Origin of the sequence: Acinetobacter bereziniae, from assembly GCF_016576965.1 — a bacterium.
Lineage (GTDB): Bacteria > Pseudomonadota > Gammaproteobacteria > Pseudomonadales > Moraxellaceae > Acinetobacter > Acinetobacter bereziniae.
The window spans coordinates 240,151-257,306 of the sequence record NZ_CP066119.1; the positions used below are offsets into that span (position 1 = coordinate 240,151).

General features: G+C 38.4%; 16 protein-coding genes and 1 pseudogene. 10 read left to right on the top strand and 7 right to left on the bottom strand.

The features are described 5' to 3' along the window. The first annotated feature begins 25 nt into the window (after positions 1–25). The 6 genes and pseudogenes from I9192_RS01105 to I9192_RS01130 all read left to right on the top strand — a co-directional run bounded on the left by I9192_RS01105 (position 26) and on the right by I9192_RS01130 (position 7,124). Positions 26–670 (top strand): trimeric intracellular cation channel family protein, encoded by a 645-nt coding sequence (locus tag I9192_RS01105; protein ID WP_004825611.1) that lies wholly within the window; start codon positions 26–28, stop codon positions 668–670. A gap of 182 nt (positions 671–852) precedes the next feature. Beyond that, positions 853–984, top strand: a pseudogene (locus I9192_RS22210) (GNAT family N-acetyltransferase); the annotation flags it as partial. A gap of 48 nt (positions 985–1,032) precedes the next feature. Continuing rightward, positions 1,033–2,352 carry a niacin transporter NiaP gene (niaP, locus tag I9192_RS01115; RefSeq protein ID WP_200150060.1) on the top strand — a complete coding sequence of 440 codons (1,320 nt, stop codon included), beginning with the start codon at positions 1,033–1,035 and terminating at the stop codon, positions 2,350–2,352. A 182-nt stretch (positions 2,353–2,534) separates the two neighbouring features. Beyond that, a complete protein-coding gene (locus I9192_RS01120) occupies positions 2,535–2,834 on the top strand; it encodes a hypothetical protein (RefSeq protein ID WP_009584008.1) in 300 nt (99 codons plus the stop codon). A 247-nt stretch (positions 2,835–3,081) separates the two neighbouring features. Then, positions 3,082–5,301, top strand: coding sequence for a DNA topoisomerase IV subunit A (parC, locus tag I9192_RS01125; RefSeq protein ID WP_200150061.1), 2,220 nt, complete (start codon positions 3,082–3,084; stop codon positions 5,299–5,301). A 149-nt stretch (positions 5,302–5,450) separates the two neighbouring features. Continuing rightward, positions 5,451–7,124, top strand: coding sequence for a long-chain-fatty-acid--CoA ligase (locus I9192_RS01130; RefSeq protein ID WP_005034492.1), 1,674 nt, complete (start codon positions 5,451–5,453; stop codon positions 7,122–7,124). A 76-nt stretch (positions 7,125–7,200) separates the two neighbouring features. Here I9192_RS01130 and I9192_RS01135 read toward each other — a convergent pair whose 3' ends face one another. Beyond that, a complete protein-coding gene (locus I9192_RS01135) occupies positions 7,201–7,629 on the bottom strand; it encodes a hypothetical protein (RefSeq protein WP_010591096.1) in 429 nt (142 codons plus the stop codon). Positions 7,630–7,696: 67 nt separating this feature from the next. Here I9192_RS01135 and I9192_RS01140 point away from each other — a divergent pair, with 67 nt between their 5' ends. Both I9192_RS01140 and ppa read left to right on the top strand, forming a co-directional pair. Continuing rightward, positions 7,697–8,095, top strand: coding sequence for an MAPEG family protein (locus I9192_RS01140; RefSeq protein ID WP_004825596.1), 399 nt, complete (start codon positions 7,697–7,699; stop codon positions 8,093–8,095). 121 nt (positions 8,096–8,216) lie between these two features. Further along, a complete protein-coding gene (gene ppa, locus I9192_RS01145) occupies positions 8,217–8,741 on the top strand; it encodes an inorganic diphosphatase (protein ID WP_004825594.1) in 525 nt (174 codons plus the stop codon). 93 nt (positions 8,742–8,834) lie between these two features. Here ppa and I9192_RS01150 read toward each other — a convergent pair whose 3' ends face one another. The 3 genes from I9192_RS01150 to I9192_RS01160 all read right to left on the bottom strand — a co-directional run bounded on the left by I9192_RS01150 (position 8,835) and on the right by I9192_RS01160 (position 11,572). After that, a complete protein-coding gene (locus I9192_RS01150; protein ID WP_010591792.1) occupies positions 8,835–9,680 on the bottom strand; it encodes an IS3 family transposase in 846 nt (281 codons plus the stop codon). Then, positions 9,677–10,189: a helix-turn-helix domain-containing protein gene (locus tag I9192_RS01155; protein WP_005029281.1), complete on the bottom strand. Its 513-nt coding sequence runs from the start codon at positions 10,187–10,189 to the stop codon at positions 9,677–9,679. Before I9192_RS01155 ends, I9192_RS01150 begins: the two co-directional genes overlap by 4 nt. An 81-nt stretch (positions 10,190–10,270) precedes the next feature. Then, positions 10,271–11,572: an OprD family outer membrane porin gene (locus tag I9192_RS01160; RefSeq protein ID WP_005034487.1), complete on the bottom strand. Its 1,302-nt coding sequence runs from the start codon at positions 11,570–11,572 to the stop codon at positions 10,271–10,273. Positions 11,573–11,881: 309 nt separating this feature from the next. On the opposite strand from I9192_RS01160, the gene I9192_RS01165 reads away from it, so the two are divergent. Next, positions 11,882–12,652, top strand: coding sequence for a TorF family putative porin (locus I9192_RS01165; RefSeq protein ID WP_005034486.1), 771 nt, complete (start codon positions 11,882–11,884; stop codon positions 12,650–12,652). Between the two features lie 498 nt (positions 12,653–13,150). Continuing rightward, positions 13,151–13,921: a TorF family putative porin gene (locus I9192_RS01170; RefSeq protein ID WP_200150062.1), complete on the top strand. Its 771-nt coding sequence runs from the start codon at positions 13,151–13,153 to the stop codon at positions 13,919–13,921. A gap of 61 nt (positions 13,922–13,982) precedes the next feature. On the opposite strand, the gene I9192_RS01175 is transcribed toward I9192_RS01170, so the two are convergent. From I9192_RS01175 to I9192_RS01185, 3 genes are all read right to left on the bottom strand, one after another. Continuing rightward, positions 13,983–14,492 (bottom strand): GNAT family N-acetyltransferase, encoded by a 510-nt coding sequence (locus tag I9192_RS01175; RefSeq protein ID WP_200150063.1) that lies wholly within the window; start codon positions 14,490–14,492, stop codon positions 13,983–13,985. A 153-nt stretch (positions 14,493–14,645) separates the two neighbouring features. Further along, on the bottom strand, positions 14,646–16,157 hold the full coding sequence (locus tag I9192_RS01180; protein ID WP_200150064.1) for a GMC oxidoreductase: 1,512 nt from the start codon (positions 16,155–16,157) through the stop codon (positions 14,646–14,648). Beyond that, positions 16,148–17,155 (bottom strand): Gfo/Idh/MocA family protein, encoded by a 1,008-nt coding sequence (locus tag I9192_RS01185; protein ID WP_200150065.1) that lies wholly within the window; start codon positions 17,153–17,155, stop codon positions 16,148–16,150. Before I9192_RS01185 ends, I9192_RS01180 begins: the two co-directional genes overlap by 10 nt. Position 17,156: the final 1 nt, after the last annotated feature.

The window sequence follows — 17,156 nt, forward strand, 5'->3', positions numbered from 1 at the left end:
TTTACCCATCAGTGGATGAAGGGCAATGTTACTGACCATTATTTATATTATTGCAATTACAGCAGAAGCCATGACGGGAGCGTTGTCAGCAGGACGACGTAGTATGGACTGGTTTGGTGTAGTGTTGATTGCCTGTGTAACCGCACTCGGCGGTGGTTCGGTCCGTGATGTCTTGTTGGGACATTATCCGCTCACTTGGGTGAAACATCCTGAATATCTTGTACTGACATGCTGCGCGGCTTTTGTCACAATTCTCATCGCTAAATGGATGAAGCATTTGCACTCCATTTTCTTATTGTTAGATGCCTTGGGTTTAATTGGTTTTACCATTATTGGTTGTCAGATTGCGTTACAGATGGGGCATGGTTTTGTTGTTTCAGCAGTTGCTGGTGTTTTGACAGGTGTGTCAGGCGGTATTTTACGAGACATTTTGTGTAATGATGTTCCGTTGGTATTCCGTCGAGAGTTGTATGCATCAATTTCCTTTGTTGCTGTTATTTTCTACTGGTTCTGTATAGACTTTGGCTTATCTCTAGAAATCACTGTAATTTCGACATTGGTGTTTGGTTTTGCGCTACGCTGTATTGCCATTTATTTTGGTTTAGAAATGCCGAAATTTATTTATAAAGATGATGATGGACAATCAGCCTCCTCTAAAGATGAAAGCTGAATATAGTGATGCTATTTAGAAGAGTATTTTGAAGATTTATCGCCGAATTTGAGGTTGTATATGTCATATAGAGGCAACCCAAAGATTAAACTTGAAAAATTTACAACCTTAGATTTTAGAGCAAATTTTCAACTCGTCAAAAAAGTTGATGTCATGCAAAAAGGTAGTCTCAGTTGACGGATTTAATCACCATTATTGATCCTGTAAATATTCCATCTCGAAAAATTTTGATCAACAATGGTTTTCATTCTCAAGAATTTAAAGATTTTGACGGATTGTCGGGAGAAATTCTGAACTTAACTCTTCAAAAATAAAGTGTATACCACGCTTGTCGATCAATTTACCTATTTATTGAGTGTCTTATGGATTTAGTATCACGTGTACAACGTCTACCCATTGGGAAGTTTCACTATACTTTGCTGTGGGTGATCGGACTGGGGTGGATGTTCGATGCCATGGATACAGGTCTGATTTCATTTATTTTGACCAAAATGGCAGAAGAATGGCAGATGACACCTACGGAAAAAGGCTGGGTGGTCTCTATTGGCTTTGTCGGAATGGCAATCGGTGCTGTATTTTCAGGTGGCTTGGCTGATCGAATCGGTCGAAGAACAGTCTTTGCGATTACTTTGGTGACGTATAGCATTGCAACCGCGTTATGTGCTTTTGCGCCGAATCTGACATGGCTGTTGATTTTCCGTTTTATTGTCGGATTAGGGTTGGGTGGGCAATTGCCTGTTGCTGTGACGCTGGTCAGTGAATATATCCCTGCTCAGGTTCGAGGTCGGTTTATTGTTTTGCTTGAAAGTTTTTGGGGGTTAGGCTGGTTAGTTGCAGCTTTGATTTCATACTTTGTGATCCCTGATTATGGTTGGCATATCGCATTTTTGATTGGTGGATTACCTGCCATTTATGTTTTCATGATTTTGAAAAAAGTGCCTGAATCTGTTCCTTATCTAATTAATCGTGGTCGCATTGACGAAGCTCATGCGCTGGTACAAAAACTTGAACGACAATGTGGTGTAGAAGTGATCACTACGATTGAAGTCAAACCTGTTGCCGCCAAGCCAAATCTTTCCTTCACTCAACTGTGGTCGAGCATTTTTGCCCGCCGGACCTTGATGTTGTGGTTGATTTGGTTTGGTATCGTCTATTCTTATTATGGCATTTTTACATGGTTACCCAGTTTGTTGGTCAAACAAGGTTATACCATCGTGCAGTCTTTTGAATATGTCTTGGGCATGATTTTGGCGCAGTTGCCGGGTTATGTTGCTGCTGCTTGGCTGGTTGAAAAGCTGGGGCGTAAAGCTACGCTGGCAGGCTTTATTGCGATGTGTGCGGTATCTGCGTATTTCTTTGGACAAGCCACCTCAGTCAATATGATCATGTTTTGGGGCTGTTTAATGTCTTTCTTCAATTTGGGTGCGTGGGGTGTTTTATATACTTATACGCCTGAACAGTATCCTACCAATATTCGTGCCTTTGGCTCAGGTTGGGCATCTGCGATTGGGCGTATTGGCGGAATCGTTGCACCACTGGTCGTCACTCATATGATGGTGGCAAGCAATGGTTTTAGTTCAGTCTTTATGATGTTTACAGCCGTACTTTTAGCAGTAGCAGCTGTTGTACTGGTCTTGGGTGAAGAAACCAAGGGCAAGACTTTAGAAGAGATTGGGTTATAGTCGTTGATTAGAAGTATTAAAAGTAAAGCGCCGAAAAAACGATAACAAATAATAAGTGTAGAATGGCTGATATCGGGTTAATCTTAGCGATCAGCCGTTTTAATTTTTCGTATATTGAATTAAAAAACAAACAATTTATCGCTATATTATGGATTAGATCAAACAAGAATTGAGGCGAAATAATGAAAAGTAAAATAGGATTAAGCTTCTGTATTATTTATCTTTTGCTTAGTGCATTTTGTCTTTATATTGCATTAGATCCAATGACTGATAACAAAGGAAATTTTGTTTTCTTACAATTACCCATAGGTTTTCAAGTGTCAGCATTTAATGTAATAGGGTTAGGTCCTTTATTGGATCGGTTGTCTTGGATGGAAGCGTATAGCTTAGTGGTTCCTGTTACTTTGCTGTTTTTATATGGGATCGGATGGTTGCTGAGTTTGAGCATCCATTTTATAAACGCACGAATTGGACCACTCTAATAAGTTTCAGCATTTATAAATTTCGTTTGAAATAAAGCGTATATTCGAATTTTAAAATAACCATTTAAATAAAAGTTGCTCATTTTCCAAAAAGTGGATAATTTTACGTCATTAGAAACACCGAAAGACGCAATTTGTCGTTGTGGCGTACACTTGTGCTTGTGTCGTCAGGCGCTGCGACTTAGCATAAGAATGTAGATACATCAGCATTTATTTAGAACGAATTTAATTAGGATAAAAGGTTGTTATGACAAGCCTTGCGCATCATGCGACAGAAAACCGTTCCGTAGCAGAATTTACTGAACAAGCTTACCTGAACTATGCCATGTACGTGATCATGGATCGTGCACTGCCTCATATCAGTGATGGTTTAAAACCTGTACAGCGCCGTATCGTCTATGCGATGAGCGAGTTGGGATTAAAGCCAAGTGGTAAGCCAAAGAAATCTGCACGTACAGTCGGTGACGTACTGGGTAAATATCATCCTCATGGTGACTTTGCATGTTATGAAGCTATGGTGCTGATGGCTCAGCCATTTAGTTATCGTTATCCATTCATTGAAGGTCAGGGCAACTGGGGTTCACCTGATGATCCTAAGTCTTTCGCAGCAATGCGTTATACCGAAGCTAAACTTTCAACTTATAGCGATTTATTATTATCAGAGTTAGGTCAAGGTACTTGTGATTGGCAAGATAACTTTGATGGTTCAATGAAAGAGCCAGTGAGTTTACCTGCGCGTGTACCGAATATTTTGCTGAATGGTACAACAGGTATTGCTGTTGGGATGGCGACCGATATTCCACCGCACAACTTACGTGAAGTGGTCAAAGGCACAATTGCATTAATTCGTAATCCTAATTTAACCGATGAAAAAGTTGCAGAATATATTCCTGCACCTGATTTGCCGACCAAAGCAGAAATTATTACCTCACGTGAAGAATTACTTAAGCTCCAAACCACAGGGCGTGGAAGTTACCGAACACGTGCAATTTATCATATTGAAAAAAATGAAATCGTCATAACTGAACTGCCTTACCAAGTTTCAGGCTCTAAGGTTATTACGCAAATTGCAGATCAGATGCAAGCCAAAAAATTGCCTTTGGTGAGTGATTTACGTGATGAGTCAGATCATAAAAACCCAACACGTTTAGTGATTGTACTGCGCTCAAATCGTATTGATGCAGAAGCGGTAATGAGTCATTTGTTTGCGACTACAGACTTAGAATCCAGTTATCGTGTCAATATGAACATGATCGGAGCTGATGGTCGTCCACAAGTCAAATCAATTCGCAGAATATTATTAGAATGGATTGAAATTCGTAAACATACTGTCACACGTCGACTGCAATATCATCTCAACAAGATTGAAAAGCGCCTGCATATCTTAGGTGGTTTGATCATTGCTTATTTAAACATTGATGAAGTGATCAAAATCATTCGTGAAGAAGATCAGCCAAAACCTGTGTTAATGATGCGTTTCAATATTGATGAAATACAGGCTGAAGCGATTTTAGAACTCAAGTTACGTCATTTGGCAAAACTTGAAGAAATGGAAATGCGTCGTGAGCAGGAAGAACTTGAGGCAAGAGCGGCGGTGATTCGTGAGCAGTTGGCAAATCCAGAATCTTTAAAATCTTTGATTATTGAAGAGCTTAAAGATGATGCGAAAAAATTTGGTGATGATCGCCGTTCACCAATTGTGCAACGTGAAGAATCACAGGCAATGAGCGAGCAAGACTTGATGCCTGCTGAAGCTGTCACAGTAATTCTTTCAGAAGCAGGTTGGATTCGTTCAGCCAAAGGTCATGAAATTGATGTTGAGAAATTGAATTTCCGTGCAGGCGATCAGTACTTGAGTTCTGCACAAGGTAAGTCGAATCAAAAAGTGTATATTTTGGATGAGACCGGTCGAAGTTATGCCTTGTCAATAAATAGTTTGCCTTCTGCACGTGGTTTGGGAGAACCGTTGAGTTCAAAACTGTCACCTGCTAACGGTGTGAGCTTTATTCAAGTACTGGTAGGGGATGAAGATAAAGAAATTATTGCTGTAAGTTCAAGAGGTTATGGTTTTAAGTCTCAAGCGAAACAATTGGATACCAATGCCAAAGCGGGTAAAACATTCTTGACTGTAACAGATGATGCGAAAGCTATGCCGATAGAGGTCGTTGAAAATCAGACTCATTTGGCTATACTCAGTTCAGTAGGACGTTTACTTTTGATTGATTTGTCAGAATTGCCAACGCTGAATAAAGGAAAGGGAAACAAGTTGATACAACTTGAGGCTGATGAATATATTCAGTTTATGCTAACGTTGAATTTAGATGATGTAATTCAAGTGCTTGCAGGACAGCAACAATTAAAACTAAAAGGTGATGATTTACAGAAGTATATTGGTAAACGAGCATCGAAAGGTCAACTCTTACCCCGTGGATATCAAAAAGCAAATAAACTGTTGATTCAAAGATAAAACTAGCATCCTTGGATCGAAATACGTTATATATGCAATGTGTTCGTGGAAATGGATGCAATATTGAGCACAAAGAAGCCAAAAAATTATGCTCGATATTGAGAAAAACAGTTTAAAACTAAGGATTACTGATTGGAGATTATGGCATTATGGAAAAGATTTGGTTCGCTGAATACCAAAAGACTGGGATTCCAGAGACTGTAGAATTGCCCCAGGAAAATACTTCTCTTATTGATATTTTTGAGCGTAATTTCCAAAAGTTTGGTTCGCGTGATGCCTTTATCTTCATGGATAAGGTGATGTCATTCAGTGATCTTGAATTGGCAAGCCGTAAATTTGCAACTTATTTACAAAGTTTGGGTTTGGCAAAAGGCGCACGTGTCGCAGTAATGATGCCTAATGTCCTTCAATATCCTATTGTTGCTTTGGCGGTATTCCGTGCAGGTTTAGTGCTTGTCAATGTCAACCCACTTTATACTGCACGTGAACTAGAGCATCAGTTAAATGACTCAGGTGCAGAAGCATTGGTTATTGTTGAAAACTTTGCAACAGTTTACCAAGCAATTATCGGAAAAACGCCAGTAAAACATGTGGTTGTTGCCTCTGTTGGTGACATGCTAGGTACTTTAAAAGGTACTTTAGTGAATTTTGTATTACGTAAAGTACGTAAGCAAATTCCAGATTGGAACATTCCTGGACATATTAAATTTAATGCCGCATTGGCAAAAGTAAGTCCAAGCAACTACAAACGCCCTAACATGACGTTGAGTGATACTGCTGTGTTGCAATATACAGGTGGTACTACAGGCGTTTCAAAAGGTGCTGAACTGACTCATCGCAATTTAGTTGCAAACTTAATGCAATGTGATGGTATTTTCCAAAGTAAGTTTGGTCAGGGTGACGGTGCTAAAGATGACCGTATCTTCTGTGCATTGCCGCTTTACCACATCTTTGCATTTATGGTGTGTGCACTTTATGGTATGTACAAAGGTCAAGCAAATATTCTGATTCCTAACCCACGTGACTTACCTGCGGTGATTAAAGAATTACGTAAATATCAGCCGGGCTTTTTCCCAGCGGTCAATACATTATTCAATGCATTGGTACATAACGAAGAATTTAGACAGCTCGATTTCAGCAATTTAAAAATGGCGATGGGCGGTGGTATGGCTGTATTGCCTTCAACTGCGGAAGAGTGGAAAAAAGTGACGGGTACCATCATTATTGAAGGTTATGGTTTATCTGAAACTTCGCCTGTTGCAACAGCTAACCCACCTGCAACGACTGAATTCAGCGGTACAATCGGTGTTCCATTACCTTTGACTGATGTGGCGATCCTTGATGATGATGGCAACCACCTACCACAAGGTGAACAAGGTGAAATCTCGATTCGTGGACCACAAGTCATGAAAGGTTATTGGAACCGTCCTGATGAAACTGCGAAAGTGATGACAGCTGATGGTTATTTCCGTACTGGTGATATCGGTGTCATGGATGCCCGTGGTTATTTCAAAATTGTAGACCGCAAAAAAGACATGATTTTAGTGTCTGGTTTTAATGTTTATCCATCTGAAATTGAAGAAGTCATTGCACAACATCCAAAAGTGCTTGAAGTTGCAGCGATTGGTGTACCTGATGAAAAATCTGGTGAAGTGCCAAAACTGTTTGTTGTGAAAAAAGATCCTTCATTAACAACAGAAGAAGTTCTTGAATTTGCAAAACAAAACTTAACTGGCTACAAACGCCCACGTTATGTGGAGTTTATGGATGATTTACCAAAATCGAATGTAGGTAAAATCTTACGTAAAGATTTGCGTAAATAAGCAAAAACTCAAATTGAAAAAGCGCCAAGATTGGCGCTTTTTTTTGTAACATAGAACAGTGCAACGATGGATAGAATCAGAAATTTTGCTTTGAGCGACTATACCAACCATCAATATAGGGACGGCTTAAACCTACAATCGCAGTAAAGGTCAACATTGTTCCCATTTGACGACCTAAAGCAGAAGGAACAATACTGCCGTAACTCATATAAATATCAATCGAACAATAGATGATAATGATCGCAAGCCACAAATATAGATTCATTCGTTTGATCGCAACCGCAAAAAAAGCCACAATTAAAATGATAAGCGTGCCTAATGTTGACTGCCAGTTATAATTGGCACAAATCACACATAATAAAAATGCCAAAATAGGCAGCACAATTTTAAGAATACGATCAATCTCGGCATGTTGCTGGCGTTGTTTCTCTAAAACTTCAAACAATTCATTTTGGTCGGGCTGCACGACATTGTCCTCACTACACAATTTTGCAAAACTCTGCATTAAACAAAAAATATTCTGTTATTGCCATGCTATGATAACCTGCATTAACACTTCATGAGAAAAAATCATGTCTGGGATAGATGGCATCATATATTTAATTCTAATTGCCTGTTTACTTCCTTATGTTTTTACCATTATTGCGAAAGTATCTGGGGGATTTAAACTCGCAGATAACCAGAATCCTCGTGACTTTTTAGCCAAAAGCACAGGCTTGTCGGCACGCGCCAATGCGGTACAACAAAATAGTTTTGAAAGCTTACCTTTATTTATTGCCGCTGTGCTTATGGCTGAGTATATGGTGGTCTCACAACATTTGATCATGATGTTGGGGATTGCTTATATTGTACTGCGCATTATCTATGGGATTTGTTATCTAGCCAATATTTCAGCATTACGCTCAATCATTTGGTTTCTATCGATGGCTTGTCCAATCATTTTATTATTATTGATTATTCGAATTGTCTGAGTGGATTTAGACGAAATCCATTCATTTTGATGATGCAAAATGTATAATCCGCAGCTGTTCGCGTATTTTAGCGTTATAATCGTCAAGATTTTTTATAAGACCTCACTTCAAAGAGTATCCTATGAGCTATAGCAATATTCCTGCTGGTAAAGATGCACCTAATGACATCTATGTAATCATCGAAATCCCAGCCAATGCTGCACCAATCAAATATGAAGTAGATAAAGATTCAGATGCTTTATTTGTTGACCGTTTCATGGGTACTGCAATGTTCTACCCAGCGAACTACGGTTATGTTCCAAATACCTTGTCTGAAGATGGTGACCCATTAGACGTATTGGTCGTTACACCACATCCGTTGGTACATGGTTCAGTGATTCGTTGTCGTCCAGTGGGTAAATTAAACATGGAAGATGATGGTGGTATCGATGCTAAACTTATCGCTGTACCACACGACAAATTAACACCGCTTTATAAAGATGTGAAAGAATATTCAGATCTTCCAGCTTTGTTGTTGAATCAAATTGAACACTTCTTTGCACATTACAAAGATTTAGAGCCTGGGAAATGGGTTAAATTGACAGGTTGGGAAGGTTCTGAAGTTGCTAAAGCTGAAGTATTAAAAGCAATCGAAGCAGCAAAATAAGCCTGATAGAAATGCGGTTTGAAGATTAAATAATCTTCAAACCAATAAAAAACCTGCATGATTAAATGGACTGAACCCCAAATCTTGGACAGTTTAGTTAACGCTGGATTGAGTTCTGAATTGAACAGGGCTCAATCCTTTTAGTTTAATTTGTATTCTCTCATGATTATAGTAATGGATGTAGTCATGAATTTGTTGCTCTAAGACTTCAATGCTTTCTGGTTTCTCTAGATAAATCGTCTCTGATTTTAATGTACCAAAGAAACTCTCCATCAAAGCATTGTCCCAACAATTCCCTTTTCTACTCATACTTTGCTTAATCTTATTCGCTTTAAGCGTACTCCTAAATTGGCTCATTTGATAATGCCAGCCTTGATCTGAATGAAGCATAAGCTTGTGTTTTCGTGAGTTTGGTAAATGACTTATGGCTTGATCAAGCATATCTTTAACAAGTTGAAATACTGGGCGTCTTGAAAGTGTATAGCTCACAATCTCATTGTTATAGCAGTCTAAAATCGGAGATAAATATAACTTCGTATCAGCAACTTTAAATTCGGTTATATCTGTCAGCCAACGCTTATTGGGTCGCTTCGCTTCAAAGTTACGTTTGAGTTTATTTTTGACTATTTTATTGGATGTACCTTTGTAGGCATTGTACTTTTTACGCCGAATCAATGAAATTAAACCAAAGCCTCTCATCAACCTAGCAATCAATTTATGGTTATGATGAAGACCTTGTTGCTTCAAGGCTAAAGTGATTCGTCTATAACCATATCTACCTTTATGCTGATCATAAATTTGGCAAATTCGTTGCTTGAGCTCTGCATATTTATCTACGGCATTTAGCTTGGCTTTATGATAGTAGAAACTACTCCTCGATAACTCAGCAATATCTAAAAGCAATGGCAAAGCAAACTCAGTACTCATCTGATCAATCAACCTTGCTTGTTGTCCTTTTTGGGTGGATTCAGCAAGGCGTCGAGCTTTTTTAAGTAAGCATTCTCAGCGCGTAAATAGAGTAGTTCATGCTGAAGCTCAGCAGTTGTTTTTTCATGATCAGGTTTATCAACAATATATTTATGTTTATTTTTAGACATGGGTGCTCTTCCTTTAGACTTTGGTTCTAGTCCAAGCATACCATCGGTTTGATAGATTTTACGCCATACACTGATCAAACTCGGGGAAGAAATACCAAAACGAAGAGCTGTATCAGATAAACTTAATCGCTCATCCTGCATAGTTGTTAATACTTTATATTTAAATTCAGCTGTATAAATTGTCTTATTCTGTTTTGGTTTTATTGCATCAATTCCACCTAAGTTGAATTGAGCCAACCATTTAGAGACATCCTTATCACTAATCGAAAAATGCTTGGCTGTTGATAAACTAGAATGGCCTTGAGCATAATAAGCAATGACTGCTTGTTTAAACTTTAAATTGTATTTCATAAAAATACCCTATAAGTTGTGTCCAACTTATAGGGTTCAGTTCAAAATGCAGGTTTTTTTTGGTCGTTTTTCTATTTTAAATTAGAAAAATTTCACAGGAATATCAAGGAAAATACGCCATTCGTTGGTATCACCGATATAAACAGGGTTATACGCGTCGCTTGCACGGTAGTAAGAGTGGCGAACACGTAAGCTTGCATCTTTTGCAAAACCGCTTTGCATAGTGTATTTCACTTGGTTGAAGAATTCGCGTTCTTGAGCATTGTCGGTCACATTGCGAACTTTAATATCCCAACCATAAACAAATGCAGTCGTCCAGTTTAATCCAGGAACACCATAACCACCAAAGTCTAAGTTATATTGAACTTGAGCAGATTTTTCATGGTTACCAATAAAGTCTGACAAGTACGAGTTTGGTAAATAAACACTTTGGAAACCATCGGCATTTTGACCATAGTCATAACCAACATCACCCGTGTTTTGTTGGTAAGCCAACATCACACTGTGTGGACCTTGATTATAGGTTGAAGACAACGCCCAAATATTATTGGTCTTTTCTACGCCTGCTTTACCTGTTTCTGCATAGTCAGCATTAACTGGACCCGTTGCCGAGTAAGTATTGGCATTTTTATCAAACTTAGTGTGATAGCCACTGAAGTCAAACGTCAAAGAGCTTTGATTTGCTAGAGGATATTTATAATTTGCATTGATATAATGACGCTCTAAAGCATTTTTAGAGTCTAAACCATAATAAGATGCACTGAGTTGGTCATCAAACTTGTACTTAGCACCCCAAACAATGGCATCATCCAGATGATTACTGTCTGTATTGATATGATCAGACATTTGGTCTTTGGTAAATTTACCAGCAACAAGTTCTAAGTTCTTAATTTCACGGCTGGTCAATAAAGTCCCTGTAAAGTATTCAGGAACAAGACGTGTGGTATTACTTGCCAATACAGGTAAATCTAAAACTTGAGTACCATAACGCACAGTGGTGTTTGAGAAACGTGCTTTCACGTTTGCACCACCACGAGCCCAGTGATGGTAAGGATTACCTTGATCATCACGAGGGATCATGTTGTTGCCTGAATGTTGGTTGTCACCAATTTTAAAAGAACCGTCACCCACAACACCCACACCAAAACCAACAACGCCTTGTGTGAAACCTGAATCTAAGTCAACAATTGCAGTTTGTGCAAATGAACTTTGGTCTTCGATGCCATGTTTTTTATCGCGAAGGATGTAACCAGTACGAAACAATACAGAACCTTTGGCATCTTCAACGAAACCTTTTGCATCACTTTGTTCGCTAGCAAATGTAGGTGTAATTAAAGCAGCATTAATTAATATAGCTAAAGTAAGTTTTGGAGCATTCAACATGAATTGCCTCGTGAACGAGAATAAATGGTACTGACTGATTGAATTCAGAGCAGATAATGGATGAATTGTATATTTAATCTATAAAAAGGGAATGACCTTTGATTAAAAATATTACATTTTTGTAATTTTCTACTCAATATTAATTTATTTCTTTATGAAAAAAAATTCTAAAGTTGCTTAAATATGATTAAATTGTTTGAAATTTCCATTATTTTAATGGATTTGGTTGTTCTGTAGCCACTATTTTTACCAAAAATTCAAAAAAACAGTAAAATTTCAGCAAATTTTTCCTCTTACTTATTTAATTTCATGAATTCAATTTTTTCCCAAATTTTATGGGCTTTGCCTATCTGTGTTGTATCGTGTTCTGTATTTGCGGATCAGACAGATCATTCTGCTGAAAATAGTATAATTTCTGGAAATATAGGAGTGGTATCTAAGTATATCTATCGCGGTGGTGAGGAAAATCAAGATCTTGCAATGCAAGGCGGTTTAGCCTATGCGCATCAAAGTGGCATAACATTAGGCTATTGGGGTTCGACTTTAGGCTATGATCCATCAGATGACAGACAAGATCATGGCTTTGAACATAATTTCTATGTGTCATATGGACAGGAAATTGATCAAAATTGGCGCTACAACCTTAAAACCACAGCCTATGTGTACCATCATGGTGGAACGGTCTACGCTGAGCAGGGGGATCATCGTAAAACTGATGATTTAGATATTTTAGCTGAGATTGTTTATAAGAATTTAACAGTGGGTGCGGCAGTAATGCTCGCTGATTCATCTTATGCCAATGCGGGTGATGTCTATTTAAGTGCAGCTTATAGTTATCCATTAGCGCATGAATTTGTGTTTAATACATCTTTTGGCGGCTCTTTCTACAATACTCAGCACGATAATCAGATTGTGCAATCGAAAAAGAATTTTACCTTCAATGAAGCGCGTATAGGTGTCAGTAAGTCAATTGCAAATACTGGGCTGTTGGCATCTTTTGATTACGTCGTAGGTGGCAAGAGTCGTATTGGAGAAGATTATGATGATCACATGGTACTTGGCTTGATCTACAATTTTTAGCTGATACCCAAGCCCCATTTTTATGCTCAAAAATTTAACACAGTGCATGACCTAAGATTGGGCATGCACTTTTTTTAAGCATTTTTTAAGTTAAAATCTGTTTTTGATCAAAAATAGTACATTTTGTTGCAGTGTTGTGACATTTAAGCTTTGAAAAATATTTATGAGATTTTTATGTCACGAATCACATCAATGATAGAAAATTTATGCGACGGTTTTACATACTCATCAGCAGTCAAAATCATGCTGAAAGTAGGTAAATATGAAGCATCGTCATTTCGTGTTCAATGATCTAATGATCCGTACACAACTCAGAAAAAGAAATTTTATCCAACAAAAAAAATTAATAATTTTATTTATGATCAATAGTTTGGGGTGTTTTAATCAAAATTATAAAAAATTAAAAAATATTCTTGGCATGGCAATTGCTAAATGCTTAGGGAGTTCATCAAATTTTAGCATAACAAATAAACATCGTATGATGGGGGAGCACTCAAGATGAAATTCTCAACTAAAGCACTAGCATTGGCAGTTTTATCGTCTACAGCAACTATGGCAATGGCGGAAGATAACGCACTGTCAAAATTAGGTTTAAGTTTCTCAGGAAGTGCTGCCATAACCAATGACTATCGCTTTCGTGGTATGACGCAAACAATGAGCGATCCAGCAGTACAAGCAGGCTTCACTTTATCACATACCTCAGGTCTATATGTTGGTCTATGGGGTTCCAATGTGAACTTTGGCGAGTCAGATCCTCATTTAGAATTAGACCCATCGATCGGTTTTACAACACCATTAGAACTTTCACCAACGTTTAAGCCAACTTTAGATGTTGGTGTGGTTGAATATAACTACCCAAGTGCAAGCAGTGACTTTAACTGGACTGAATTTTACGCAAAATTAATATTTGCAGATGTGTTTGTGAAAGGTGGAAGCTTATTAACAAACGTGAACTATACCAATGACTGGGCTGCGGTCGGTGGAAATAGCTGGAATTTTAACCTAGGTTATTCTGCACCATTCGGCGATACTGGTTTTGGTGGTGTTGCCAATGTGGGTTATACCACAATGGATGAAAAAGCATTACCAGATGGTAAAGACAACTATGTAGACTGGAAAGTTGGGGTTAACTACACTGTTAAATCAATTCCAGGTGTTACTGCGGAACTTGCTGCTGTAGGGACAAATATTGATACAGATGGTTTTACCAACGCTTCAAAACGTGGAGTTGAAACAGGTGCTGTGTTTACGCTAACCAAAGCATTCTAAGTACGATTAAAATGAAAAAAGGTGACTTTAAGTCACCTTTTTTTATATCCAGTCAGCCAAGTTAAGCGGTTGCTCCAAATGCAGCATGATAGTTGACTTTCCCATGAGGAATATCTTGGGTAAAGGCAAGGGCTTGAAAGTATTCAGCAGGGACACCTTCAAGGATCAAATGGGCATAAGGTTTAAAGCCAAATTTTGAGTAGTAAGCAGGATCACCAAGGACTACACATCCCGCAGCGCCAAGTTGTTTGAGTTGTTGTAAGGACTCTTGTATTAACGCCTTACCCACACCTTGTTGTTGGTACGCTGGAACAACAGAAACTGGACCTAAGCCATACCAGTTTGGCTCGCCAGAGGAAATCACCACAGGTGAAATCGCAACATGCCCGATGATCTTGCCTTCAAATTCAGCAACAATCGAAATACTTAATTGATTTGCTTCCCTGAGTGCATTCACGATGAAGTGTTCGGTGTGATCTGTATGTGCTGCATGTTCAAAAGCTTGTTGTGTGATATTGAAAATACTTTCAATATCATCTGCTTGTTCGTTGCGTAAAGTTAAGTTGAGCATCTTGATTATATCGTACCTATTATTTAGCTCATTCTAAGAGTGCTTTTATTGCACTGGCAAGGCTTAGTCTAAATACATTTTTTAAATTTGCTGAAATCAGTATTTAACTATTTTACTCATATTTTTATGATCAATAGTGTTTGATCACCTGAGTTAAAAATAGGATGCAGACAGAATATGATCAGAAACTCTTAATGCCTGTGCAGCAATGGTGAGCGCAGGATTTACGGCTGCGGAGCTTGGAAAAAAGCTTGCATCAACCACAAATAAATTATCATGATCATAAGATCTGCAAAAACTGTTGAGGGGTGAAGTCCGAGGATCAAGCCCCATACGAATAGTGCCACATTGATGCGACGGTGTTCTTTTATCAAATGGTTGTTGAAGAACCCAATAGAAGCCACAATCTTTCAGAATTGCACTAAATTTATGTACTAACTTCTGATGTGCACTCCAATTATTTCTTTCCCATACCAAATTAATTTTGTCATTTTCAACAAAAACTCGATTATGTGGGGAGGGCAAATCTTCACTCATGGCATAAAAGTCGATGCTATGTTTGCTGAAATAATTCAAAGCAAAAGCGGGTATAAATGGGATATTGGATTTCAGAATTTTGCCCGAAACTTTGCCGAGAAGCTGAATATTGCCGAGTGGTAAACCATTAACACCATCATTTAAATAAAAGTCATTGATGCCAAAAGTTTTTGAGTAAAGTGAATCATTGGTATATCGATGATTAAAACCGATAATTGCTGAACAATTATGATTCATGAAGTTACGCCCAACCATAGTAGAACTGTTGGATAAACCCTCTGGATTGCTTTGATTTTTTGAACGAAGCAATAGTGCTGCTGAGTGAATAGCACCTGCTGAGAGCACCACCAGTTTAGGTCGAATGGATTCAAGCTTGCCATTGTGTGAAAAAAACACTTCTTCAATATGGTTTGTTGTTGAAGAGGTTTTTAACTGAATCACCTTGCTCTGTGTTTGTAATCTCACATTGTTGTATTGAATTGCCTGAAGCAGTGGTCCCGTTTCTGCATCAATTTTGCCATTAAAAAAATGCGGGTGCGCATCCCAAGGTACTTTACGAGTTTGTTTCCATTGTTCAATATCCATTGCCAAAGGTAAGGGATAAGGATGAAGACCTTGAGCCTTGAGTTGGTCTTTGACTGCGCGAATTGCTGGTTCATCTTCAATTGCTTTAAATGGATAAGACGTTGAATGGTAAGGTTCGGTAGGATCAAAATGTTCATCGCCCCTCACTTTAAAAAGTACTTCTGCTTTTGCATACCACGGTTCTAAGGTTTGATAGGTAAATGGCCATGCTGGAGAGATTCCTCCTTGGTGTGTCATTTCTAAGAAGTCTTGTTGACGATACCTTGCCAGAACAGCACCAAAGAATTTGGAGTTGCCACCCACATAATAATAATTGCCTGGTTTAAAAGGTTTTTTATCTTTATCCAACCATTCTTCATTGGGCTTAAAGTATTGCTCTGTAAAAATCTTATCTTGATCTTCATTGATTGGAGAATCGGGCAGTTGAATACCGCATTCAAGAATAAGTATATTCAGACCACTTGCGGCAAGACCTGCTGCCATTGTTGAGCCACCGATACCAGAGCCTATGATGAGAATATCTGTTTGATGATTTAAAAACATAGTGATTCTCCTAAAGTAAGCGAGATATGCTTTTTATTTTCAATGGCTTGTTGTATTGCTAAAGCAATTTCTAAAGAACGTAAACCATCATAGGCTGTTGCAGCAGGTCGCCCCCGATTTTGAATGGCATTTTTAAACTGTTGAAAAGAACTGACGTATAAGTTGTGATGCTCAATTGGAATACGTTGGCAACCCTTATCATTGTTAAGATGTAATTCTCCAATAGCATGTTGGGTCAATGTATTCGATGCCTGTAAATTTCCTTTGGACCCGATGATATCGATACTGGTTTGAAAATATTGTGCGGTAAAAGAATCATAAAAACTGACCAATGCACCTTTCGCAAATTCAATTGTACCCATCACTGTTTCAGGCACATTATTCGGGCTAAGCACTCCTGTTTGAGCCATAGCACTTACGCTGATAGGTTCATCGTTAAGTAAAAAGCGAAGTGTATCAATGTCATGAACAGTAATATCAAGGATAACACCACCTTCTGAAGGTGTGTGGATACGCCAGCTCTGTAAATTCTTCGGCAGAGAGACAGCATGACAAAATCGAATGTTCTGCACTTCACCAATACAATTGTTTGCAATGAGTTCACGTATTTTTTGTATGACAGCAGAATTTCGAAGATGATAATTGACAGCTAAAACCACCTGATGGATTTTTGCCTGTTCAATCATCTGTTGGGCATCTGAGATACTGAGTGCCATCGGCTTTTCACACATCACGTGCTTTTTTGCTTTTAAAGCAATCATTGCTTGTTCGGCATGAAGCGAATTTGCACTCGAAATATAAACAGCGTCAACCTCATTGTCATAAAGTGCGTGTTTTAAATCATGAGAAAATTTTTGAATATTTTGTTTACGGGCAAAGTCTTGAGCTCGTACCAAATCATTGCTGACGATACCGGTCACTTCGTCACCAACTGCTCTGATCGCCGAAATAATCCATTCCTGTGCAACATTACTTGCACCCACCAATAGCCAGTTCATG

Excerpts from the sequence above, each read along its gene's own strand:
- I9192_RS01105 (WP_004825611.1), top strand. The coding sequence starts at position 26 with ATGTTACTGACCATTATTTATATTATTGCAATTACAGCAGAAGCCATG.
- niaP (WP_200150060.1), top strand. The coding sequence starts at position 1,033 with ATGGATTTAGTATCACGTGTACAACGTCTACCCATTGGGAAGTTTCAC.
- I9192_RS01120 (WP_009584008.1), top strand. The coding sequence starts at position 2,535 with ATGAAAAGTAAAATAGGATTAAGCTTCTGTATTATTTATCTTTTGCTT.
- parC (WP_200150061.1), top strand. The coding sequence starts at position 3,082 with ATGACAAGCCTTGCGCATCATGCGACAGAAAACCGTTCCGTAGCAGAA.
- I9192_RS01130 (WP_005034492.1), top strand. The coding sequence starts at position 5,451 with ATGGAAAAGATTTGGTTCGCTGAATACCAAAAGACTGGGATTCCAGAG.
- I9192_RS01135 (WP_010591096.1), bottom strand. The coding sequence starts at position 7,629 with ATGCAGAGTTTTGCAAAATTGTGTAGTGAGGACAATGTCGTGCAGCCC.
- I9192_RS01140 (WP_004825596.1), top strand. The coding sequence starts at position 7,697 with ATGTCTGGGATAGATGGCATCATATATTTAATTCTAATTGCCTGTTTA.
- ppa (WP_004825594.1), top strand. The coding sequence starts at position 8,217 with ATGAGCTATAGCAATATTCCTGCTGGTAAAGATGCACCTAATGACATC.
- I9192_RS01155 (WP_005029281.1), bottom strand. The coding sequence starts at position 10,189 with ATGAAATACAATTTAAAGTTTAAACAAGCAGTCATTGCTTATTATGCT.
- I9192_RS01160 (WP_005034487.1), bottom strand. The coding sequence starts at position 11,572 with ATGTTGAATGCTCCAAAACTTACTTTAGCTATATTAATTAATGCTGCT.
- I9192_RS01165 (WP_005034486.1), top strand. The coding sequence starts at position 11,882 with ATGAATTCAATTTTTTCCCAAATTTTATGGGCTTTGCCTATCTGTGTT.
- I9192_RS01170 (WP_200150062.1), top strand. The coding sequence starts at position 13,151 with ATGAAATTCTCAACTAAAGCACTAGCATTGGCAGTTTTATCGTCTACA.
- I9192_RS01175 (WP_200150063.1), bottom strand. The coding sequence starts at position 14,492 with ATGCTCAACTTAACTTTACGCAACGAACAAGCAGATGATATTGAAAGT.
- I9192_RS01180 (WP_200150064.1), bottom strand. The coding sequence starts at position 16,157 with ATGTTTTTAAATCATCAAACAGATATTCTCATCATAGGCTCTGGTATC.
- I9192_RS01185 (WP_200150065.1), bottom strand. The coding sequence starts at position 17,155 with ATGAACTGGCTATTGGTGGGTGCAAGTAATGTTGCACAGGAATGGATT.